This is a genomic window from Rhodococcus sp. P14, from assembly GCF_000256505.1.
Lineage (GTDB): Bacteria > Actinomycetota > Actinomycetes > Mycobacteriales > Mycobacteriaceae > Rhodococcus > Rhodococcus ruber.
Genome location: NZ_AJFC01000178.1, coordinates 1 through 21153, shown reverse-complemented (window position 1 = coordinate 21153; position 21153 = coordinate 1). Strand labels below are relative to the sequence as shown.

23 protein-coding genes and 2 tRNA genes are annotated in these 21153 nt (G+C 70.6%); 7 read left to right on the top strand and 18 right to left on the bottom strand.

The window, feature by feature from the left end:
- The coding region (locus OEY_RS0112885; protein WP_010594279.1) for a VOC family protein at positions 1 to 183 on the bottom strand (183 nt) is incomplete at its 3' end.
- Positions 184 to 373: 190 nt separating this feature from the next.
- Here OEY_RS0112885 and OEY_RS0112880 point away from each other — a divergent pair.
- Positions 374 to 1114 (top strand): PIG-L deacetylase family protein, encoded by a 741-nt coding sequence (locus OEY_RS0112880; protein ID WP_010594278.1) that lies wholly within the window; start codon positions 374 to 376, stop codon positions 1112 to 1114.
- A gap of 18 nt (positions 1115 to 1132) precedes the next feature.
- Here OEY_RS0112880 and OEY_RS0112875 read toward each other — a convergent pair.
- Positions 1133 to 1206, bottom strand: a tRNA-Ile gene (locus OEY_RS0112875).
- Between the two features lie 212 nt (positions 1207 to 1418).
- Positions 1419 to 1491, bottom strand: a tRNA-Asn gene (locus tag OEY_RS0112870).
- 146 nt (positions 1492 to 1637) lie between these two features.
- Here OEY_RS0112870 and OEY_RS0112865 point away from each other — a divergent pair.
- The gene (locus OEY_RS0112865; protein WP_010594277.1) at positions 1638 to 1883 is read left to right on the top strand and encodes a hypothetical protein; all 246 of its coding nucleotides are present in this window, start codon (positions 1638 to 1640) and stop codon (positions 1881 to 1883) included.
- A gap of 16 nt (positions 1884 to 1899) precedes the next feature.
- Here the strand turns inward: OEY_RS0112865 and dnaG are convergent, their stop codons facing one another.
- Genes dnaG through OEY_RS0112850 form a run of 3 tightly spaced genes read right to left on the bottom strand, consistent with a single transcriptional unit; the run spans position 1900 to position 5812 of the window.
- Positions 1900 to 3822: a DNA primase gene (gene dnaG, locus OEY_RS0112860; protein ID WP_010594276.1), complete on the bottom strand. Its 1923-nt coding sequence runs from the start codon at positions 3820 to 3822 to the stop codon at positions 1900 to 1902.
- 17 nt (positions 3823 to 3839) lie between these two features.
- Positions 3840 to 5111, bottom strand: a complete 1272-nt coding sequence (locus OEY_RS0112855) for a deoxyguanosinetriphosphate triphosphohydrolase (RefSeq protein WP_010594275.1) — start codon at positions 5109 to 5111, stop codon at positions 3840 to 3842.
- An 11-nt stretch (positions 5112 to 5122) separates the two neighbouring features.
- Positions 5123 to 5812, bottom strand: coding sequence for a YdcF family protein (locus OEY_RS0112850; RefSeq protein ID WP_026137657.1), 690 nt, complete (start codon positions 5810 to 5812; stop codon positions 5123 to 5125).
- An 85-nt stretch (positions 5813 to 5897) separates the two neighbouring features.
- Here OEY_RS0112850 and OEY_RS0112845 point away from each other — a divergent pair, with 85 nt between their 5' ends.
- Positions 5898 to 7928: a TPM domain-containing protein gene (locus OEY_RS0112845; protein WP_010594273.1), complete on the top strand. Its 2031-nt coding sequence runs from the start codon at positions 5898 to 5900 to the stop codon at positions 7926 to 7928.
- Between the two features lie 62 nt (positions 7929 to 7990).
- Here OEY_RS0112845 and OEY_RS0112840 read toward each other — a convergent pair whose 3' ends face one another.
- Positions 7991 to 9382: a glycine--tRNA ligase gene (locus OEY_RS0112840; RefSeq protein WP_010594272.1), complete on the bottom strand. Its 1392-nt coding sequence runs from the start codon at positions 9380 to 9382 to the stop codon at positions 7991 to 7993.
- A gap of 166 nt (positions 9383 to 9548) precedes the next feature.
- On the opposite strand from OEY_RS0112840, the gene OEY_RS0112835 reads away from it, so the two are divergent.
- Both OEY_RS0112835 and OEY_RS0112830 read left to right on the top strand, forming a co-directional pair.
- Positions 9549 to 9935, top strand: coding sequence for an ArsR/SmtB family transcription factor (locus OEY_RS0112835; RefSeq protein ID WP_010594271.1), 387 nt, complete (start codon positions 9549 to 9551; stop codon positions 9933 to 9935).
- Positions 9936 to 9943: 8 nt separating this feature from the next.
- Entirely contained in the window at positions 9944 to 10372 is a 429-nt protein-coding gene (locus OEY_RS0112830; RefSeq protein ID WP_010594270.1) for a Fur family transcriptional regulator, read from the top strand.
- 44 nt (positions 10373 to 10416) lie between these two features.
- On the opposite strand, the gene OEY_RS0112825 is transcribed toward OEY_RS0112830, so the two are convergent.
- The 5 genes from OEY_RS0112825 to OEY_RS0112805 all read right to left on the bottom strand — a co-directional run bounded on the left by OEY_RS0112825 (position 10417) and on the right by OEY_RS0112805 (position 14067).
- Positions 10417 to 10920: a T3SS (YopN, CesT) and YbjN peptide-binding chaperone 1 gene (locus OEY_RS0112825; protein WP_010594269.1), complete on the bottom strand. Its 504-nt coding sequence runs from the start codon at positions 10918 to 10920 to the stop codon at positions 10417 to 10419.
- Complete coding sequence (locus OEY_RS0112820) at positions 10917 to 11339, bottom strand: hypothetical protein (RefSeq protein WP_026137656.1); 423 nt, start codon at positions 11337 to 11339, stop codon at positions 10917 to 10919. Before OEY_RS0112820 ends, OEY_RS0112825 begins: the two co-directional genes overlap by 4 nt.
- A gap of 47 nt (positions 11340 to 11386) precedes the next feature.
- On the bottom strand, positions 11387 to 12193 hold the full coding sequence (locus tag OEY_RS0112815; protein ID WP_043805362.1) for an isoprenyl transferase: 807 nt from the start codon (positions 12191 to 12193) through the stop codon (positions 11387 to 11389).
- On the bottom strand, positions 12150 to 12965 hold the full coding sequence (gene recO, locus OEY_RS0112810; RefSeq protein WP_072786381.1) for a DNA repair protein RecO: 816 nt from the start codon (positions 12963 to 12965) through the stop codon (positions 12150 to 12152). Before recO ends, OEY_RS0112815 begins: the two co-directional genes overlap by 44 nt.
- A gap of 64 nt (positions 12966 to 13029) precedes the next feature.
- Entirely contained in the window at positions 13030 to 14067 is a 1038-nt protein-coding gene (locus OEY_RS0112805; RefSeq protein ID WP_010594265.1) for an alpha/beta fold hydrolase, read from the bottom strand.
- Positions 14068 to 14259: 192 nt separating this feature from the next.
- Between OEY_RS0112805 and OEY_RS0112800 the strand changes: the two genes are divergently transcribed.
- Both OEY_RS0112800 and OEY_RS0112795 read left to right on the top strand, forming a co-directional pair.
- Positions 14260 to 15678 carry an amidase gene (locus OEY_RS0112800; protein WP_010594264.1) on the top strand — a complete coding sequence of 473 codons (1419 nt, stop codon included), beginning with the start codon at positions 14260 to 14262 and terminating at the stop codon, positions 15676 to 15678.
- Complete coding sequence (locus OEY_RS0112795) at positions 15669 to 16301, top strand: TetR/AcrR family transcriptional regulator (RefSeq protein ID WP_029540023.1); 633 nt, start codon at positions 15669 to 15671, stop codon at positions 16299 to 16301. The genes OEY_RS0112800 and OEY_RS0112795 overlap by 10 nt, the downstream gene beginning before the upstream one ends.
- On the opposite strand, the gene OEY_RS0112790 is transcribed toward OEY_RS0112795, so the two are convergent.
- From OEY_RS0112790 to OEY_RS28410, 6 genes are all read right to left on the bottom strand, one after another.
- Positions 16268 to 16573, bottom strand: coding sequence for a hypothetical protein (locus tag OEY_RS0112790; protein ID WP_010594262.1), 306 nt, complete (start codon positions 16571 to 16573; stop codon positions 16268 to 16270). The genes OEY_RS0112795 and OEY_RS0112790 overlap by 34 nt on opposite strands.
- Positions 16574 to 16635: 62 nt before the next feature.
- On the bottom strand, positions 16636 to 17553 hold the full coding sequence (gene era / locus OEY_RS0112785; protein ID WP_010594261.1) for a GTPase Era: 918 nt from the start codon (positions 17551 to 17553) through the stop codon (positions 16636 to 16638).
- 67 nt (positions 17554 to 17620) lie between these two features.
- Entirely contained in the window at positions 17621 to 18931 is a 1311-nt protein-coding gene (locus tag OEY_RS0112780; protein ID WP_010594260.1) for a hemolysin family protein, read from the bottom strand.
- Positions 18932 to 18955: 24 nt separating this feature from the next.
- Entirely contained in the window at positions 18956 to 19498 is a 543-nt protein-coding gene (ybeY, locus tag OEY_RS0112775; protein ID WP_003937044.1) for an rRNA maturation RNase YbeY, read from the bottom strand.
- A gap of 67 nt (positions 19499 to 19565) precedes the next feature.
- Positions 19566 to 20633 carry a PhoH family protein gene (locus tag OEY_RS0112770; protein ID WP_010594259.1) on the bottom strand — a complete coding sequence of 356 codons (1068 nt, stop codon included), beginning with the start codon at positions 20631 to 20633 and terminating at the stop codon, positions 19566 to 19568.
- 62 nt (positions 20634 to 20695) lie between these two features.
- Positions 20696 to 21153 (bottom strand): mitochondrial RNA-splicing protein MRS1 (locus OEY_RS28410; RefSeq protein ID WP_010594258.1); only part of this gene is annotated, 458 nt, incomplete at its 5' end.

Below are 21153 nucleotides of genomic sequence, written 5' to 3'. Positions count from 1 at the left end.
CAGACGTTCGCGCGCACCGGGATTCTCGATCAGCACCAGCTTCAGCGGCGGGTCCTCGATCGCGAAGTTGGCGTACCCGGGGCGCTGTTTGTGCGGTGACACCCCGAACAACGCGGTGTAGAACTCGGTCGCCGCGGTGATGTCCTCGACGTTGAGAGCGAGCTGGACTCGGGTGGCAGACATGGCGGTCTCTCCTCGAAATCGGGACACCGGCCCGGGAATCCACCATGGATCCTCGTCACCGTGTGTCCTCCCTACTGACGACCGTCGCGCCGAACGGACGCAGCCGCGTCGTTCGCGCTCGGCGAATGCGTCCTTCGCCGCGGTGCGACGTCCGAAAGGAGACCCGGTCACCGACTCGAAAGGACCCGTCGTGAACACCACATCGACCACGCTGCCCGAGAACTGGAACCGCGCGATGGCCGTCGTCGCGCATCCCGACGACCTCGAGTACGGCGCGGCCGGCGCCGTCGCCCGCTGGACCCGCTCGGGCAAGTCGGTGGCCTACGTCGTCGCCACCGACGGCGAGGCCGGCATCGACGGCCGCACCCCCGCCGAGGCGGCACCTCTGCGACGCCGCGAGCAGCTCGAAGCCGCCGCCGTCGTCGGCGTCGAGGACGTGACATTCCTCGGATACCGCGACGGCGTCGTCGAATACGGACTCGACCTGCGCCGCGCCATCGCCCGCGAGATCCGGAGGTTCCGGCCGGACGTGCTGATCACCGCCACGTACGAGCCCACCTACGGACTGGACGGCGGGCGCATCGTCAATCAGGCCGACCACCGCGCCGTGGGCCTGGCGGTACTCGACGGCGCCCGCGACGCCGGCAATCGCTGGATCTTCCCCGAGTTGCTCGACGAGAACCTGCCTCCGTGGCACGGGGTCGGCCACGTGTACCTGATGGGCGCGAACGAGCCGTCGCACGCCGTCGACGTCACCGAGAGTCTCGACGCCGGAATCGAATCACTGCGCGCCCACCGGTCCTACCTGGACGGGCTGGGCCGGGACTTCGATCCTGCGGCGTTCCTGCGCGAGTTCACCGCGGCCGCCGGAACCCGAATCGGCGTGCGGCACGCCGTCGCCTTCCAGCAGATCCGGCTCCAGGGGGTGTGACGGCCGGAGCGGGAAGGGTGGGGCGGGCGGGGCTCGAACCCGCGACCAATGGATTATGAGTCCACGGCTCTAACCGACTGAGCTACCGCCCCGTCCGCGCGTATCCGAAGGTACGCGACGTGTGCCGAATGCTACCGGCCGCGACGGCCGGTCCCGGTCGCGGGTCACCCCGTGTCGCCGGGCCAGGCCGAACCGCGGCCACGAGGAGGCGTGTGTAACTTCCGTCACACCGGCCACGGTTCGTGCCGGCCGGGACGCGAAAACCCCTTCCACCCGAGATCGGGTGGAAGGGGTTTTCCGGAAGCTCCCCCGGCTGGACTCGAACCAGCAACCGTTCGATTAACAGTCGAATGCTCTGCCAATTGAGCTACAGGGGATTGTCCTGCGTGCCCCGCCGTTTCCCGCGGTGCGTGAAGAACTGTAGCGCCCCACCCGACGCGGCACCAAATCGCCTGCCTGTGAGCCCGGGGACCTGGATCGGGCAGGATGGGTAAGACGCTGACACGGCTGAACGGAGACGACGTTGATCGGACTTTTGGTGGGGGTTGCCGCGGGCTACGTCCTGGGGACACGGGCGGGCCGCGCCCGATACGAACAGCTCAGCAGGACGGCGAAGGCGGTCGCAGGTAGCCCGGTGACGAAGAAGGCGATCGAGGTGAGCCGGCAGAAGCTGGCCGACTCCCTCAGCCCGGAGCCGAAGCTCGAACCGATGAAGCCGCTCGACGAGCAGACCACGATCCTCGTCCCCCGCGACCAGTTGCGGCGGTGACGCGGGTGGCGTGAGGTCAGCCGGCCAGGCCGTCGCCGCTGGTGTCGCCGATGGCCTGGTCGAGCAGGCTGCGCCGATACTGCTCGAGTGCGACGAGGTCCCCGAGCAGCGAGTGGAACTCGTCGGATTCGGTGGCCGGGGAGATGCGCTGCAGTTTGGATTTGAGTTCGGCGACCTGCTCCCCCACCCAGACCTCCTGCAGCCGCGCGAGGACCCCGCCGATGTAGCGGGGCATCCGGTCCTCCTCCGCGGGCAGCGAGTCCACCGCGAGTTCCATGACCAGCGAGTGCACCACGGGGTCGGTGGCGGCGCGGCCGACGGCGTCGACCCATTCCGCGCCGCCGAGTCCCGCGCCGGTCCCGCCGACCGCGGCCACGGCTTCGCGGACGGCCGCGTAGGCCGGATCGGTGAACGTCTCCGCGGGCAGCGAATCGAACACGGTCCCGGCGATGCCGGGGTACTGCAGCGCCGCCTTGAGGGCGTCGCGCTGCGGCCACAGCGCCGGATCGTCGGGACGCGGCCGACGCAGGACCGTCTCCGCGGGCCCCGCCTCCGCCCGCTGGTGCGGCGCGACGGTGCGTGCCTTCTCGTCGCCGCCGCGCGCGACGCGACGGGACTCCTCCTGCACCCGGCGGCGGACGGCCGGAATGTCGTCCCAGCCCACCCAGTGCGACAACTGCACCGCGTAACTGTCGCGCAGCGTACGTTCCTTGATCCGGGCCACCACGGGAACCGTCCGGCGCAGCGCCTCCACCCGACCCTCGGCGGTGTCGAGGTCGTGCTCGGCGAGAATCGACTTGACGACGAACTCGAACATCGGGGTGCGCCGGGCGACGAGGTCGCGCACCGCTCCGTCGCCGGACTCCTGCCGCAGCTCGCACGGATCCATGCCCTGCGGTGCGATCGCGACGAATGTCTTCGCCGTGGTCTTCTGGTCGCCCTCGAACGCCTTCATCGCCGCAGCCCGGCCGGCGGCGTCGCCGTCGAAGGTGTAGATGATCTCACCGCGGAAGTAGCTGTCGTCCATGAGCAGTCGCCGCAGCATCGCCAGATGCTCGTCGCCGAACGCGGTGCCGCACGCGGCCACTGCGGTTTTCACGCCCGACAGGTGCATTGCCATGACGTCGGTGTAGCCCTCGACGATCACCGCCTGGTGCGCCTTGGCGATCTCCCGCTTGGCCAGGTCGAGTCCGAACAGCACCTGGGATTTCTTGTAGAGCAACGTTTCCGGGGTGTTGACGTACTTTGCCGCGAGCGTGTCGTCGTCGAACAGGCGGCGGGCTCCGAATCCGATGACGTCGCCGGCGAGGTTGCGGATCGGCCACAGCAGCCGCCGGTGGAACCGGTCGATGGGTCCGCGGCGACCCTGCTTGGACAGACCGGCCGCCTCGAGCTCGGCGAATTCGAAGCCGCGGGAGAGCAGGTGCCTGGTGAGCGCATCCCAGCCGGCGGGAGCGTATCCGCACCCGAACGCCGCGGCCGCGGCTTCGTCGAAGCTGCGTTCGGTCAGGTAGTCCCGCGCCGCCTGAGCGTCGGGCGTCCGCAGCTGCTCGGCGTAGAACTCCTGCGCCGCCGCGTTGGCGGCGACGAGCCGTGCGCGGGTGCCGCGGTCGCGCTGCACCGACGGTCCCCCGCCCTCGTAGTTGAGGGTGTAGCCGACCCGGTCGGCGAGCTGCTCGACGGCTTCGACGAAACTGATGTGCTCGATCTTCTGCAGGAACGAGTACACGTCGCCGCCCTCGCCGCAGCCGAAGCAGTGGAAGTGGCCGTGGTTGGGACGGACGTGGAAGGACGGGGACTTCTCGTCGTGGAAGGGGCACAGCCCCTTCATCGAATCGGCGCCGCCGCGCCTGAGGGCGACGTACTCGCCGACGATGTCCTCGATCCGGACGCGGTCACGGACGGCCGCGATGTCCCTGTCTGAAATTCGCCCGGCCACGACGACGAGTCTAGGCGCTACCCCCAACTCGCCTGCGCGGCGAGGCTGTCGCGGTCGATCCGCTCGAGCCGGGACTCGGTGCACGAAGCGATCTGGTCGACGATCACCCGCATGCGGGCGGCGTCGTCGGGCGCGGCGTCCCAGAGGGGGACGAAGAACGGGTCGAGGCCGACAGGGGCCGTGCGCTCGAGCCATTCGGCGACGCGGTGGATCCGTTCCCGCTGCCGTTCCTGACGCTGCCGGTGGGCGGCATCGGACATCACGAACTGCAGGGCCATGGTCTTGAGCAGGGCCACCTCGGACGCGACGACAGGCGGGACGACGAGGTCGGCGTCGTAGCGGGTGACCGGGCGATCGCCGGTGACGGCGCGGGTGCCGATGATCGCGGCCGTCGCGAAGCGGCCGACGAGTTCACTGGTGAGCCGCTTGAGCGCCACCGAGCACGCGAGGCTGCCGTCGTAGGTGTCGACGGCCTGGACCACCGGCATCTGCGACAGTCGCTTCGAGGCCTCCACCAGCTCGTTCGGATCGAGACCGGAGAACTCGCGCATGCCGAGATCGACGAGCGTGTTCACCGACGCCGGGTCGGTGAGCACGCGCAGGTCGATCCGTCCGTCGATCACGCCGTCCTCGACGTCGTGGACGGAGTAGGCGACGTCGTCGGACCAGTCCATGATCTGGGCTTCGAGGCACTTGCGCCGGTCCGGCGCGCCGTCGCGCACCCACTCGAGGACGTCGGCGTCGTCGTCGTAGGCGCCGAACTTCGCGCCGGGCGCCGGGCGGGTCCACGGATACTTCAGTGTCGCGTCGAGGGCCGCGCGGGTGAGATTGAGACCGGCGCTCGCGCCGTCGGGATGGACGATCTTCGGCTCGAGGCACGTGAGGATCCGCAGATTCTGCGCGTTGCCCTCGAATCCGCCGCACCCGGCGGCTACCTCGTCGAGGGCGCGCTCGCCGTTGTGACCGTAGGGCGGGTGCCCGATGTCGTGCGCGAGGCCGGCGAGGTCCACCAGGTCGGGATCGCAACCGAGCCCGTCGGCGATGCTGCGGCCGATCTGGGCGACCTCGATCGAGTGGGTGAGCCGGGTGCGCGGAGTGTCACCGTCGCGGGGGCCGACGACCTGGGTCTTGTCGGCGAGCCGCCGCAGGGCGGCGCTGTGCTGGACCCGGGCGCGGTCCCGCGCGAACGGCGTACGGCTCGCGGTCGCCGGCCCGGCACCGGCGAGCGCCGATACCTTCGGGACCTCGGTGACACGCCGTTCGAGGTCGTGTTCGTCGTAGCCCGGCATCACGTCCTCTTTCACTGTGCGGCCGTGTAGGGGAAGTCCGCCGAGTCGTGGGTGAGCTGGTACCAGATCAGCGCGCCCGTCTCACGGGCGATCCCGTGCAGCTGCGACTCCCGGGTGTACACGGCGGGTCCGGTGCGGGTCGGCGCGGTCCACGCATCGAGACCGGCGTCGCGGGCCATGGTGCGAGTACGCAGCGAATGCCACGGATCGCTCACCAGCACCGCGGAGTGCAGCCCCTGCGCGCTCATCTCGCGTCCGACCGCCTCGACACTGAGCAGCGTGTCCGAGCCCTCCTCGACCGCGGTGATCGCCGACTCCGGCACACCCTTGGCGACCAGATAGTTCTTGCCGGAGGCCGCCTCGGTGAACAGGTCACCCTCCTGCTTCCCGCCGACGGTGACGATCCGTTCGGCTACCCGGTTCTCGTACAGGGTGAAGGCCTGGTCGAGGCGGGCCTGGAACACCGACGAGGGGGTGCCGGAGTATTGGGCGGCGCCGAGCACGACGATGGCGTCGGCCGGGCTCCAGTCGTCGATGCGCGCCACCTGCCACACCCGCACCGCGGTCCCGGCGAGGACCGCGATCGCCGCGAGCACCACTCCGAGCACCAGCCGGCGTGTCCAGCGCGCGACGCTCGTCCCGAACCCACGCCGGGTTTCGGGGAGGGGCGGTGCTGGGCGTAGACGGGCTGCGGTACTCACTCCCCGATTCTGCCAGTGTTGCGCGTGTGCCCACCCGGCGACGCGCCACGGGCGACGACGCAGGCGAGCCGATAGATTCGAACGCATGTCACCGCATTCGGTCGTCGTCCGGCCACGTCCGGTCCGTCCGCTCCACCGTTCGCTGTCGCTGTCGGTGCCGGTCCTGCTGGCGGCGCTGGCCTGGTTGTTGCTGCCCGGTTCGGCGACGGCCGAGCCGCCCTTCCGGCTCCCGCAGCCGATCACCGACACGGCCGGCGTACTGGGTCCGGCGGAGACGGCGCAGATCGAGCAGGCGGCGGACGCGCTCTACGCCGAGCACGGGGTGCAGTTGTGGGTGGCGTACGTGCCGACATTTTCCGGACTGTCGTCCGACGACTGGACCGAGCAGACCGCGCAGGCCAGCAACTTCGGCACCGACACCGCCCTGCTCGCCGTGGCCACGCAGGACCGCGAGTACGCGCTGTGGACGCCGAACGCGTTGTCCGGGGTCACCGCGTCCGAGCGGGACGCCATCAGCACGGACCGGATCGTGCCGCAGCTGCGGAACGAGAACTGGGCCGGGGCCGCGGTGGCGGCGGCCGAGGGTCTCGACGAGGCGTTGTCGGCCTCGGGTTCGGGCTCGGGCTCGGGCTCGGGCTCGGGCACCACGCTGCTCGTGGGGGGCGGGGTCATCGCCGCCGGCGCCGGCGGGGTGTACCTGTACTCCAAGCGCGCCAAGCGCAAGCGGGCCGAGGCGGGCGCCCGGGCCGCGGCGGACACCGACCCGGCCGACACCGACGCACTGAGTGCACTGCCGCTCGAAGGGCTCGAACTACATGCCCAGAAGATCCTGGTCGAGACCGACAACGCGGTCCGTTCGAGCCACGAGGCGCTCGAACTGGCGCGCGGGGAATTCGGCGATGCCGCGGTTCAACCGTTCGACCACGCCTACCGTCAGGCGCAGTCGGCCCTGGCGTCCGCGTTCGAGATCCGGCAGCGGCTCGACGACGCCATCCCCGAGACGCCTCAGCAGCAGCGCGACATGCTCGTGCAGTTGATCTCGTCGTGCGGGCGCGCGGACCGGGAACTCGACGCGCAGGTCGAGGCCTTCGACCGGATGCGCGATCTGCTGCTCGATGCACCCGCCCGCCTCGACGCACTCACCCAGCGCGCGATCGCGTTGCGGGCCCGCCTCCCCGAGGCCGAGGCGACGCTGGCGAACCTGCGCACGGAGTTCCCGGCCGGCGCGCTCGCCCCGATCACCGACAACGTGGCGCTGGCCCAGGACGAGATCGAGTTCGCCGAGAAGTCAGTCGACCAGGGCCGCACCGCGGTGGCGCGCCCCGTCGGCGAGCAGGGCGACGCGGTGCGCGCCATCCGGGAAGCGGAAGGCGCTCTGGGGCACGCGGCGACCATGCTCGACGCGATCGACCACGCCGCCGACGACATCCGGCGGGCGATCGCGACGTTGCCGGCGGCGATGGCCGACGCCGAACAGGGCATCGCCGACGCGGGACAGCTCGCCGATGCCGGGGGCGCGGAACTCGCCGAAGCCCGCAGGGCCGCGCAGGAGGCACTCGACCACGCGCGGGCGGCGATGAACACCGACCCGCTGGGCAGCTTCACCCGAGTCGTCGAGGCGGACGCCCGCCTCGACGCGCTGCGCGCCCGCACCCGTCAGGCACAGGAGCAGGCGCAGCGCAGCCGTCAACGTCTCGAGCAGGATCTGACGGCCGCCCAGTCCCAGGTCACCGCTGCCGCGGACTTCATCGGGACGCGGCGCGGCGTGATCGGCGCCGAAGCCCGCACCCGCCTGTCGGAGGCGCAGCGCCATCTGCAGGCCGCGCAGCAGCTCGCCGCCCACGACCCGGGCCGGGCCCTGCAACACGCTCAGGCGGCGGGGACCCTCGCGGCGAATGCGCTGCGCGCAGCGCAGAACGACGTGCAGCGTTGGGACCGTCAGCAGCGTCCGCCCCGCGGCGGCGCCTCCGGCGGCAACATCGCCGGTGCGGTGCTCGGCGGCATCCTGATAAACAGCGTCCTGACCGGTGGCCGCGGGGGCTTCGGCGGCGGGGGCTTCGGCGGCGGGGGCTTCGGGGGCGGCGGGTTCGGCGGCAGCAGCGGCGGGCGGTTCTGACCGCGACCGTGCAGTGAGGGGGTCGCCTCGTGCGAGGCGACCCCCTCACTGCGGCTGCGCGGTCAGGCGCCGATCAGCCGCTGGGCCAGGTAACCCTCGACCTGGTCGAGCCCGACGCGCTCCTGCGCCATGGTGTCGCGCTCGCGGATGGTGACGGCCTGGTCCTCGAGGGTGTCGAAGTCGACCGTGATGCAGAACGGGGTGCCGATCTCGTCCTGGCGGCGGTAGCGGCGGCCGATGGCGCCGGCGTCGTCGAACTCGATGTTCCAGTACTGGCGCAGCTGCGCGGCGAGGTCCTTCGCCTTGGGGCTCAGATCCGCATTGCGCGACAGCGGCAGCACCGCCGCCTTGACCGGGGCGAGCCGGCGATCGAGGCGCAGCACGGTGCGCTTGTCGACGCCACCCTTCGCGTTGGGTGCCTCGTCCTCGCTGTAGGCGTCGACGAGGAACGCCATGAGCGAACGCGTCAGACCCGCTGCCGGCTCGATGACGTACGGGGTGTACCGCTCGTTGGTGGTCTGGTCGAAGAAGCTCAGGTCGGCACCCGAGTGCTGCGCGTGCGTCGACAGGTCGAAGTCGGTGCGGTTGGCGACGCCCTCGAGCTCGCCCCATTCGCTGCCCTGGAAGTGGAAGCGGTACTCGATGTCGACGGTGCGCTTGGAGTAGTGGGACAGCTTGTCCTGCGGGTGCTCGTACAGGCGCAGGTTGTCCTTGTTGATGCCGAGTCCGGTGTACCAGTCCATCCGGTAGTCGATCCAGTACTGGTGCCACTGCTCGTCCTCGCCCGGCTTGACGAAGAACTCCATCTCCATCTGCTCGAACTCGCGGGTCCGGAAGATGAAGTTGCCCGGGGTGATCTCGTTGCGGAAGCTCTTGCCGATCTGGCCGATGCCGAACGGCGGCTTCTTGCGCGACGTGGTGAGCACGTTGGCGAAGTTCACGAAGATGCCCTGCGCGGTCTCGGGACGCAGGTAGTGCAGCCCCTCCTCGCTCTCGATCGGGCCGAGATAGGTCTTGAGCATCATGTTGAAGTCGCGGGGCTCGGTCCACCGGCCCTTGGTGCCGCAGTCGGGGCAGGCGATCTCCGACATCGGAACAGCGTCGGGATCGTCGAGCTTGTTCTTCTCGGCGTACGCCTCCTGCAGGTGATCCTGGCGGTGGCGCTTGTGACAGCTCAGGCACTCGACGAGCGGATCGTTGAAGACCCCGACATGACCCGAGGCCACCCACACCTGACGCGGCAGGATCACCGACGAGTCCAGTCCGACGACGTCCTCGCGGCTGGTGACCATGTTGCGCCACCACTGCTTCTTGATGTTCTCCTTGAGCTCCACGCCGAGCGGCCCGTAGTCCCAGGCCGACCTCGTACCGCCGTAGATCTCACCGCAGGGATAGACCAGGCCCCGGCGCTTGGCCAGGTTGGCGACGGTATCGATCTTGGATTTCGGTGCCACTCGGATTCACTCCATCTTCGATGCGGGGTTTCGCAGCGTGCGTCGACCCGTAAGCCTATCGCTCCGGTCGGCGGGGCCGAACGTCGCGCCGGTTGACATGCACATTCGTGCATATCAAAATGGGATCGGTTTGCAATAACGCGGCCGAGGACCCGAAGGAGACCCGTTGAGCGTTGCCGACACCGGCCCCGGCGGCGACGCCAGCGCCGCGCCCCCTCCGCACGAGGACTGCCGTCCGGGCTCGGCGGCACCCGCCCCGGCCCCGGCTCCGTCGCGGGAGACCCTCGCCGCCGCCGGCGAGCTCCTGCGCGCCCTGGCCGCACCCGTGCGCATCGCGATCGTGCTGCAACTGCGCGAGTCCGAACACTGTGTCCACGAGCTGGTCGGGGCGCTCGGCGTCACCCAACCGCTGATCAGCCAGCACCTGCGCATCCTCAAGGCCGCAGGCGTGGTCCGCGGCGAGCGCGCCGGACGCGAGGTGCTCTACCGTCTCGTCGACGACCATCTCGCCCACATCGTCGTCGATGCCGTCGCCCACGTCGAGGAAGGTTGACCCCAGCCGTGCCGCCCGCCCCCAAACCCGTCGTCGGAGTCCGCTCCACCAGACAACGCAGTGCGATCTCCGCGCTGCTCGACGAGATCGAAGAATTCCGTTCGGCCCAGGACCTGCACGACGAACTGCGCCGGCGCGGCGAGGGCATCGGCCTGACCACCGTCTACCGCACCCTGCAGTCCCTTGCCGAAGCCGGCACCGTCGACGTGCTGCGCACCGACAGCGGGGAGTCCGTCTACCGGCGCTGCTCGTCCGGTCACCACCACCATCTCGTGTGCCGCGCGTGCGGATTCACCGTCGAGGTGGACGGGCCCGCGGTCGAGCGCTGGTCCCACGAGGTGGCCGAGGACAACGGCTTCGTCGACGTCAGCCACACCGTCGAGATCTTCGGCACCTGCCGCGAGTGCGCGGACGCCGAGCCCCCAACCTCCCGCTGAGCGCAGCCCTCCCGCCGAGCGCAGCCTCCGCTGAGCGGTGACCCTCAGCGGCACCCGCAGCCGTCGCAACCGCACCCGCCCAGCAGATCGACGGTCTCGCCGCCCGGCTCGTCGAACACGCACGCCCGGCCGCCGAGCCGCGTTGCGAGGTCGGGAGCCGACGGCACCAGCGCCGCCACGACCGCGACCGCGCGCGCCAGGTGCGCCGGCACCAGCGGGTGCGCCGGGACGCGCTGCACCGCCGTCACCCGATCCTGGTGGAGTTCGAGTCTCGCGTCCGGCCACTGCGCCTGCAGGTCGACGAGGACCTCGGCCGCGCGGGCGCGACCGGCGATCCGCTCCACCAGGTACGTCGTCAGCTCCACCACCCCCGCTCGGGAGTCGACGACGACGTAGGTGAGCACATCGTCGACCCAGATCGGTACATCGCCGTCCGTGTCGGGTTCGATCTCCTCGGTGAGGACCGTCGACAGGACACGCAGCACGGCCGCGCGCAGCGCGTCGTCGTCCCCGGTGACGATCGGGAGGTCCCAGTCGAGTTCGCTCACTCGGATCCGCCCGTACCCGCGACGGCCGAGCGCGCGTCGCCGGCACCACCGAGCACGAGCAGCAGCATCGTCGTCAGGGGCGAATCGTCGAGACCGGTGGCGGGAAAGGAGTACCGGAGCACCACGTCCGCCTCGGCGTCCCGCTCGACGAGGTGGATCGACCCGAACTGCAGCGCGTCGGCTGCCGTGGCGACGCGTGTGCGCAACGCGTCGTCTAGTGGCAGGTCCCACGCGAGGATTCCGGTCAGCGACACCACGTCGAGGCCTTCGGTGAGGGTCACCACCCGCACGGCGCAGGGCACGCCCGCGTAGTCGAATCCCAGCGCGTCGTCGCCGTTCGTCCTGGGTTCGTGCAGGGCGACGAACTCCGCCAGCGCGGACGCGATCCGCTCGCGCAGGCCCAGTCCGCTCGGGTCCATTCCGCCGGGGTCGGGTGCCCGATCGCCCGGTCCGGTCCCGGCGTCCGTCACTTCACACCCCCGAATCGACGGTCGCGCGAGGCGTACTCCACACACGCGGCCCACAGGTCCCGACGGTCGAAGTCGGGGAACATCTTGTCCTGGAACACCATTTCGGCGTAGGCCGACTGCCAGAGCAGGAAGTTCGAGGTGCGCTGCTCACCGGACGGCCGCAGGAACAGGTCCACGTCCGGCATGTCGGGCTCGTCGAGGTACCGCCCCACCGTGGCCTCGGTGACGCGTTCCGGGTCGAGCTCACCCGCAGCCACGCGACGCGCGATTTCCCTTGCAGCATCGGCGATCTCGGCGCGACCCCCGTAGTTCACGCACATGGTGAGGGTCATCACGTCGTTGTCGCGGGTCAGTTCCTCGGCGATCTCGAGTTCCTTGACGACGCTGCGCCACAGCTTGGGCCGTCGTCCGGCCCAGCGCACGCGCACCCCCATCTCGTGCATCTCGTCGCGCCGGCGGCGGATGACGTCCCGGTTGAAGCCCATGAGGAAGCGCACCTCGTCCGGGCTGCGCTTCCAGTTCTCGGTGGAGAACGCATACGCCGAGAGCCACTTGACGCCCATCTCGATGCAGCCGCACACGGTGTCCATCAGCACCGCCTCGCCGCGTTCGTGGCCGGCGGTGCGGGGCAGGCCGCGTTCCTGTGCCCAGCGTCCGTTGCCGTCCATGACCAGGGCGACGTGCCGCGGGATCAGTTCGGGCTGCAGACCCGGTGGGCGGGCGCCGGACGGATGCGGGTCGGGCGGCCGGATCTCGCGGTCACGCGATGCTTGCGGGGTGCGGCGTCGAATCACGCCCCCCATCCTGCCCGACCGTCTCCCCCTCCACAGTCACGGCATGGGGACGACTGCGTTCGATGAGGGGCAGGGTCCGCAACTGCCGCTCCAGATGCCACTGTAGATGGGCGGCGATCAAGCCGCTGACCTGCCCACGCGTGGCCGCGGACACCGTTTCGGTGCCCTGCCAGCGACCGTGGAACAGCGCGTCCATCAGGTCCAGCACACCCGCGCCGGGGGTCGCGGCACCCGGCGGACGGCACCGCACGCACACCGCTCCCCCGGCCGCGACATGGAATGCGCGATGCGGGCCGGGCTCGTCGCAGCGGGCGCAGCGGTCGATCGCCGGTGCCCAGCCGGCGTAGGCCATCGCGCGCAGCAGGTACGCGTCGAGAATCAGCTCCGGCGGCCGGATCCGGTCGGACAGCGCACGGAGGGCACCGACGGTGAGGCGGTGCAGTTGCGGAACGGGAGCGCGTTCCTCACCGGCGAGCCGTTCGGCGGTCTCGAGCACGGCACACGCGGTGGTGTAGCGGCCGTAGTCGTCGACGATGTCGGCACCGAACGCGTCGACGGTCTGGACCTGCGTGACGATGTCGAGGCTGCGACCCGGATGTAGTTGCACGTCGATGTGCGCGAACGGCTCGAGCCGGGCCCCGAACTTCGAGCGGGTGCGGCGCACACCTTTCGCGACGGCCCGCACGAGCCCGTGGCGACGGGTGAGCAGGGTGACGATGCGGTCGGCCTCGCCCAGCTTGTGCTGGCGCAGCACCACCGCGTGATCCCGGTACAACCTCACGATCCGAGTCTGTCACGTCCGGCCGACACCGGGCGCACCCCGCGTCCGCATTCACCCGATCGGCTCAGGTGGCGCTGCGCTCCTCGGCGCCCATCGCACCGAGCACGGCCTGCCGGGCGGCCGGACCACCGGTGATCCGGCGCTCGCTGACACCGTTGACGAGCAGCCGGCCCCAGCGCTGCTCGTCGAACTCGGCGGGGGCGGTGGAGTCGAGGAACTCCTCGACCACCCGGACGAACCTGATGGGGTCGTCGCGGAACGGGAAGTGACCGGAGTTGCGGAAGACCTCGAGCCGGGAATGCGGCATCGCCGAATGCGCCAGGTGCGCGTGCCCGACCGGGATCACACTGTCGTGCTCACCCCAGATCAGCTGCACGGGCAGGTCCTCGGTCAGATAGCAGCGGTCGAGCATCGTCACCACCTGACCACGCCAGTCCACGACGGCGCGCAACGTGCGCAGGAACGCCTCGCACGCCGTGGGATCGGGCAGGCCCCCCAGAACCCGGATCAGGTCCGAGGTGTCGTGCAGCAGGACACCGGGACGCAGGGGCGTGTCGTGCCATCGGCCCAGTAGCCCCCCGGCGATACGCACAGCGGGCATGGCACCCGGGATCCGCAGCAGCTTGAGCGCCTCGCTCAGCCCCGGCAGGGACAGCGCCCGCAGGGCGGGGTGGACGTCCTTGGTGACGCCACCGGCCGAGACCAGCACGAGCCGGTCGACCATCTGCGGGAACTGGTACGCGAACTGCATCGCGACACCACCGCCGAGGGAATGCCCGACCACCGTGACGCGGGCGATGCCCAGCACCGACAGCAGATCTCGGACCCCGTTGGCGTATCCGGCGACCGAGTAGTCGCTGCGGGGCTTGTCGGAGCGGCCGTGGCCGAGCAGGTCCGGGGCGATGACCGTGTACTTGCGGGCCAGATGCGGGATGATCTCCCGCCAGGTCGAGGAGTTGTCGCCGATCCCGTGGATCAGCAGCAGGGCGGGCCCGTCACCGGCGATCCGGAACGCGCGGCGGTAGCCGTGGATGGTCCGGAAGACCGTCCGCGTCTCCGTATCCGGTACGCGCCGGAGGGTGCGTGTGCGTGATGAACCCATGTGTAACTCCTGACAGCCGGTCTCCCTGACATCACGGGAGGCGCCCGCGATGTCCCCGGGGGCATACCCAGCGCCCCGCCGCTGATGGCCTAGATGTGACGAGCATCACATTTTCCGGTGCAGGCCCTCGACCGGAGCCACTGGAACACGTTACTGTTCGTTCGAACGAACAGCACAGGAGGACGCCGCCGTATGACCGCACCCCGCGCCGACACCCGCGCGCCGGGCCTCGCCGCCGAGGCCGCCGCCCTCGCCGCGGGCGCCATCACGTCCGTCGCCGCGACGCGGGGCGCCCTGGACCGCATCGCGGCCGCCGATCCCGCCCTCAACGCCTTCCGGAGCGTCCGGCGGGAGCGGGCCCTCGCGGAGGCCGAACAGGCCGACCGGCGTCTCGCCGCCGGGGTCCGCCTCCCCTTGCTCGGCGTGCCGGTCGCGGTGAAGGACGACACGGACATCGCACAGGAGGTCACCGCGTTCGGATGCGCCGGCGAGTTCACCGTCCGCGAGCAGGACGCCGAGGTGGTGCGGCGACTGCGGGCCGCCGGTGCGGTGATCGTCGGCAAGACGAACACCCCCGAACTGGGCCAGTGGCCGTTCACCGGCGGCAGCGCGTTCGGTCACACCCGCAACCCGTGGCACCGCGACCACACCCCCGGCGGGTCGTCGGGGGGCAGTGCCGCGGCGGTGGCAGCGGGGATGGTGTCCGCGGCCCTCGGCTCGGACGGCGCCGGATCGGTCCGCATACCGGCCGCCTGGACCAACCTCGTGGGTATCAAGCCGCAGCGCGGGCGGATCTCGATGTGGCCCGATCCCGAGGCGTTCTACGGCCTGACCACGCACGGCCCCCTCGCGCGCACGGTCGCCGACGCCGCACTGCTGCTCGACGCGGTCGCAGGCGGCCACGTCGGCGACCTGCACGAAGCCGAGGCCGTCACGGTGTCCGACGCCGTGGGCCGCGACCCGGGCCGGCTCCGCGTCGCGCTCTCGTTCGCCCTGCCGTACACCGCTACCCGCACCCGGCTGCACGGCGAGATCCGCGCGGGGGTGGACTCCCTGGCCGGTGCCCTGCGCGCCCTGGGTCACGAGGTCACCCTCGCCGACCCCGCCTACGGCCCACTGCTGGGCCTGAACTTTCTGCCCCGGTCGATGGCGGGGATCGACGACTGGGTGCGACGCCTGCCGGACCCCGCCCTGGCCGACCCCCGGACCCGGGCGAACGCGCGCACCGGCCGGGTGCTCCGCGGCCGCGCGCTCCGTGCCGCCCGGGCCGCCGAACCGCGCATCCGCCGGCGCATCGGCGCGATCTTCGACCGGTTCGACGTGATCCTCGCCCCCACCACGGCGACCCCGCCCCCGGCGGTGGATGCGATGGACGGACTCGGCGGCTGGGCCACCGACAAGGTGATCACCGCCGCCTGCCCCTACACCTGGCCATGGAACGTCCTGGGCTGGCCCAGCGTGAACATCCCGGCGGGATTCACCGGATCGGGCCTGCCGATCGGCGCCCAGCTCATGGGGCACGAGAACGCGGAGCCTGTGCTGATCTCCCTCGCCTCCCAGCTCGAGTCGGAACTGCGCTGGGATCGTCACACGCCGCGGCGATGGTGGTGAGCGCGATGGGCACGGATGTCCGCGGCAGAATCATCGCGGCGACCCTGCACCTGATCGGCACGGACGGCATCGCCGCGGTCACCAACCGCCGCATCGCCGCCCGGGCGGGGGTCTCGCTCGGGTCGATCACCTACCACTTCCCCACCCAGTCCGATCTGCTGCGCTCGGCGCTCACGACGTTCGTCGCCGACGAGACCACACGACTGCGCGAGCTCGCGCAGGAGTACCGGAGCCGGGATCCGAGCCTGGTCGACGCCGCAGCACTCACCGAGCAGGTGGCCGAGGACCTGTCGTTCTCGGCCGAGCGGATCGCCCCGTTCGAGCTCTACATCCAGGCGGGCAGGGATGCCCAGCTGCGGGACGCCGCGGCACAGTGCTGGTCCGCCTACGATGCACTGACCGCCACCATTCTCACCGAACTCGGCGTTCCCCGAGCGGAATCGATCGCGCCGACGCTGGTTGCCACGATCACGGGCCTGCAGCTGCGGCGCCTCGCCACCGGCGGCGCGGTGGACATCGCGACCTCCGTCCTGCACCTGGTCCGCAGTGCGGTGTCCGCGGACACCGCCGGAGACGACGCGGCCACCGATCACACCACGGTGGCGACGACGAAGACCACGTAGGCCGCGAGGGCGCTCCGCACGACGACGTCGACCGACCGGCGCGGGGCGCGCACCGCGAACAGGACGGAGGCCGTCGCCAGCAGCGCCCAGCACACCGGGTGGCCGTAGCGGATCGCCGCTTCCTGCACCCCGGTCGTGGCGCCGGCCTTCGCCGGCACCACGAACACCCAGAGCACGGCGAGCCCGAGACACAGTGCCGCGAGAACGACGCCGACCGCGGCGCGATTCCGCGTCACCACCGCCCGCACACCGCTCGCCGAATCACCGTTCACGGCTGCCTCTTCCGTGTTCGCGGGCCGGGGCGTGTCCCCGAGACCCCGGGGACCACCGTAGATCAGAAGCCGAGGCGGCCGAGCTGCTTCGGATCTCGCTGCCAGTCCTTGGCGACCTTGACGTGCAGATCGAGGTAGATCTTCACACCGAGCAGCTTCTCGATCTGCGACCGGGCGGCGGTACCCACCTCGCGCAGGCGCGCACCGCCCTTGCCGATGACGATGCCCTTCTGGCTCGGCCGCTCCACGTACAGCAGCGCGTGCACGTCGAGCAGTTCGCCCTGCTTCTCGGTTCGACCCTCCCGCTCGGAGATCTCCTCGATCACGACCGCGAGCGAATGGGGCAGCTCGTCGCCGAGCCCCTCGAGCGCAGCCTCGCGGATCAGCTCGGCCATGAGCGTCTCCTCGGGCTCGTCCGTCAGCTCCCCGTCGGGGTAGAACGCCGGGCCGGGTTCCATGTGCGAGGCGAGAACGTCGACGAGGACCTCGAGCTGTTCCCCCGAGGTGGCGGACACGGGAACGACGTCCACGTCGGGTCCCAGCAGCTCGGACACCGCGAGCAGCTGCGGTGCGAGTCGTTCCTTGCTCACCTTGTCGATCTTCGTGACGATGCCGATCAGCTTCGTGCGCGGGGCAACCTGCCGCACCTGTTCGACGATCCAGCGGTCACCGGGGCCGATCTTCTCGTCCGCGGGAATGCACACGCAGACCGCGTCGACCTCCGAATAGGTGTCGCGCACCAGGTCGTTGAGCCGCTGCCCGAGCAGGGTCCGCGGCCGATGCAGGCCGGGGGTGTCGACGAGGATGATCTGTGCGTGTTCCCGGTGGACGATGCCCCGGATGGTGTGCCGGGTGGTCTGCGGACGCGACGAGGTGATCGCAATCTTGCTGCCCACGAGCGCATTCGTCAGCGTCGACTTGCCGGTGTTGGGGCGGCCGACGAAACACACGAAGCCGGAACGGAAGTCGGGATCGGTCAATGCAGAACTCCTCGTCTGTGGTGCCGCCGAACGGGTCGGCACGGGGTGTGGGGCCTCGGCGACGAGGTCACCCGTCGACCGGCTCCTCGGCGACCGCGGCGGCCTCCTCGGTCGCGGGAACCCGTTGCACGTACACGGTGTTGATGCGGACCCGGCCGCGGGCGTCGCGGCCGCCCTCGCCGCGCAGCCGCAAACCGTGGATCTCCACCTCGGAGCCCGGCAACGGTACCCGGCCGAGCACGAATCCGAGCAGTCCACCGGCGGTGTCGACCTCGAGATCGTCGAGCGCGACGTCGAACAGGTCACCGAGGTCCTCGACGGGCAATCGAGCGGAGACCCGGAAGGTGCCGTCGCCGAGATCCTCGACGGGGGCGATCTCTGCGGTGTCGTACTCGTCGGCGATCTCGCCGACGATTTCCTCGATGATGTCCTCGATGGTGACGAGACCGGCGATGCCGCCGTACTCGTCGACGAGCAGCGCCATGTGATTGCGGTCGCGCTGCATGTCGGCCAGCAGATCGTCGAGACGTTTGGAATCGGGGACGAACACCGCCGGCCGCATCGCCTCGGCCACGGTCACGCTCCGGCCGCCGTCGCGTGAATAGTAGGTCTGCTGCACCAGATCCTTCAGGTACACGACGCCGCGGATGTCGTCGACGTTCTCGCCGACCACGGGGATGCGGGAGTGCCCGCTGCGCACCGCGAGCGAGGTGGCCTGGCCGGCGGTCTTGTCCGCCTCGATCCACACCATCTCGGGACGCGGCACCATCACCTCGCGCGCCGTGGTGTCACCGAAGTCGAACACCGACTGGATCATCCGCCGTTCCTCGGCCGCGACGACGCCCCGCTCCTGAGCCATGTCCACCAGCTCGCGCAGCTCGATCTCGTTGGCGAACGGCCCGTTCCGGAATCCGCGGCCGGGCGTGATCGCATTGCCGATCAGGATCAGCAGCCTGCTCAGCGGGCCGAGCAGCACACCGATCACGCGCAGCGGCACCGTTGCGCCCAGGGCAATGGAATACGCGTGCTGGCGGCCGAGGGTGCGCGGACCCACGCCGATCACCATGTAGTCCACGAGCACCATGACCACGGCAGCGGTGACCAGCGCCCAGGTGTGGTCCATCCGGTCGAGCAGCGCCGCCACCAGCACGACCGTCGCGGTGATCTCGCACAGAATGCGGAGCAGCACCATCAGGTTGACGTACCGGGGGCGGTCTCCGAGGATCACCAGCAGCTTCTGCGCGCTGGGCCGTTCCCCCTTCGCCAGTTCCTCCACCCGGGCCGGGGAGACCGTGTTCAGCGCCGAGTCGACCGCCGCGAACAATCCGCCGAGCGCCACCAGCACGACGGCGGCGACGACGAGCGCTGGGGCACTCATGCCGGTGCTCCGATCACGACGCCGCTACCGCTCGGTCGGGTCGAAGAACCCGGCCTTGCCGAGGAGCTGCTGGTCGCGGGCAGCGAGCCGGGCCTCGTGCTCCGCGCGCCGCAGTTCCTCGTACCACTCCTCGAGGAGCTGATTCTGCAGACCGAACATCTCCTTCTCCTCGTCGGGTTCGGCGTGGTCGTAGCCGAGCAGGTGCAGAACGCCGTGGACGGTGAGCACCGCGAGTTCGTGCGCGAGTGAATGGCCGGCCTTGTCGGCCTGTTCCGCAGCGAAGGACGGACACAGCACGATGTCGCCGAGCATCGAGGGGCCGGGCTCGGGAGCGTCGGGGCGGCCGCCGGGTTCGAGCTCGTCCATGGGAAAGGACATCACATCGGTGGGGCCGGGCAGGTCCATCCAGCGCATGTGCAGATCGGCCATGGTGCCGGAGTCGACGAGCACCATCGACAGTTCTGCGGCGGGGTGCACGTCCATCCGGGCGATGACGAACCGTGCGATGTCGATCAGGTCCTCCTCGGCGACGTCCATCCCCGATTCGTTCGAGATCTCGATGCTCATCTGTGGAGTTCCTTCTGGGCAGCTGCGGACACGGCGGGTGCGAGGCGGGAGGGGCCCTCGGTCGCGGTCACCGGCGCGGCACCCGGTTCTGGGCCGCTGCCCGCCGCTGGGCGCGGTTGCCCATCGCGACGCCGGCCGGCCGATCGGCCTCGAATCGCTCGTAGGCGTCGACGATGTCGGAGACGAGCCGGTGACGCACCACGTCGCTGCTGTCGAGGACCGCGAAGTGGATGCCGTCGATGCCGTCGAGGATCTCGGCGGCGGCGGCCAGCCCGGAGCGGGCGCCTCCGGGCAGGTCCACCTGTGTGGTGTCGCCGGTGACGACGATCTTCGACCCGAAGCCGAGCCGGGTCAGGAACATCTTCATCTGTTCGGCGGTCGTGTTCTGGGCCTCGTCGAGGATGATGAACGCGTCGTTGAGGGTGCGTCCGCGCATGTACGCCAGCGGTGCGACTTCGATGACTCCGGCCTGCATCAGCTTCGGGATGGCTTCCGGATCCATCATGTCGTGCAGCGCGTCGTGCAGCGGGCGCAGGTACGGGTCGATCTTCTCGTGCAGCGTGCCGGGCAGGAAGCCGAGGCGCTCCCCCGCCTCGACGGCGGGACGCGTGAGGATGATGCGGGTGACCTGCTTCGACTGCAGCGCCTGCACGGCCTTGGCCATGGCGAGGTACGTCTTGCCGGTGCCGGCGGGCCCGATGCCGAACACGATCGTGTTGGTGTCGATGGCGTCGACGTAACGCTTCTGGTTGAGGGTCTTGGGCCGGATGGTCTTGCCGCGCCGGGACAGGATGTCGAGGCTGAGGACGTCGGCCGGCGCGTCGGACAGGCCCTGCGTGAGCATGCCCACGGTGCGGCGCACCGCGTCCGGGGTCACCGGCTGCCCGCGTCCGACGAGGGTGACGAGTTGCCCGAGCACCCGTTCCGCGAGCGCGACGTCCGCGGGCGCGCCGGTGAGGGTGACGGAGTTGCCGCGTACGTGGATGTCCGCGCCGAGTGCCCGTTCGAGGGCGATGAGATTCTCGTCGGCCGAGCCGAGCAGCGGTGCCGCAGCTTCGGGAGGCAGGTCCAAGTTGGAACGGACGGTGGTCCGTTCGGCGTTCCCGGTGTCTCGGGTGTCGTCTGGTTCACTCACGTGGACGGTACGGCCTGCTTTCGGGTCGGCTGGCGCACGACGGGTGTCGTGACGATGTCAGTCTAGCGCCGGGTGTCTCCGCGCCCCACCGCATTGCCGCCCGGCGCGGGTGCCCGGTGCTGATCCCACGGCGTTCGCCGGGCCCGCTGGACGACGGCGACGGCACGCTCCGGTGGAACCCCCATCAGGACGAGGGCGGCCAGGGCGACCGACTCACCCGCGTCGTGCACCATGCCGCGGTTGGCCTGCTCGAGGGTGGCCATCGTGAGCCCCTCGAGCATCCCGACGAGGACGACGGGCGGCAGGTACGCGGAGAACACCCCCGACCGGCGGCCCCGCTCCACGATCGCGAGGGTGCGGGTGCGCAGCGGGGCGATGAGCTCACCGATGCGCTCGTCGCCGACCTCCTTGCGCGCGAAGGACAACAGCACGCGGAAGCGGTCTCCGACGGGCCAGGTCATGAGGGCGGCGACGGCGAGCGCCAGGTCGGGTTCCTCGGGATCCGGCCGGTCGACCGCCG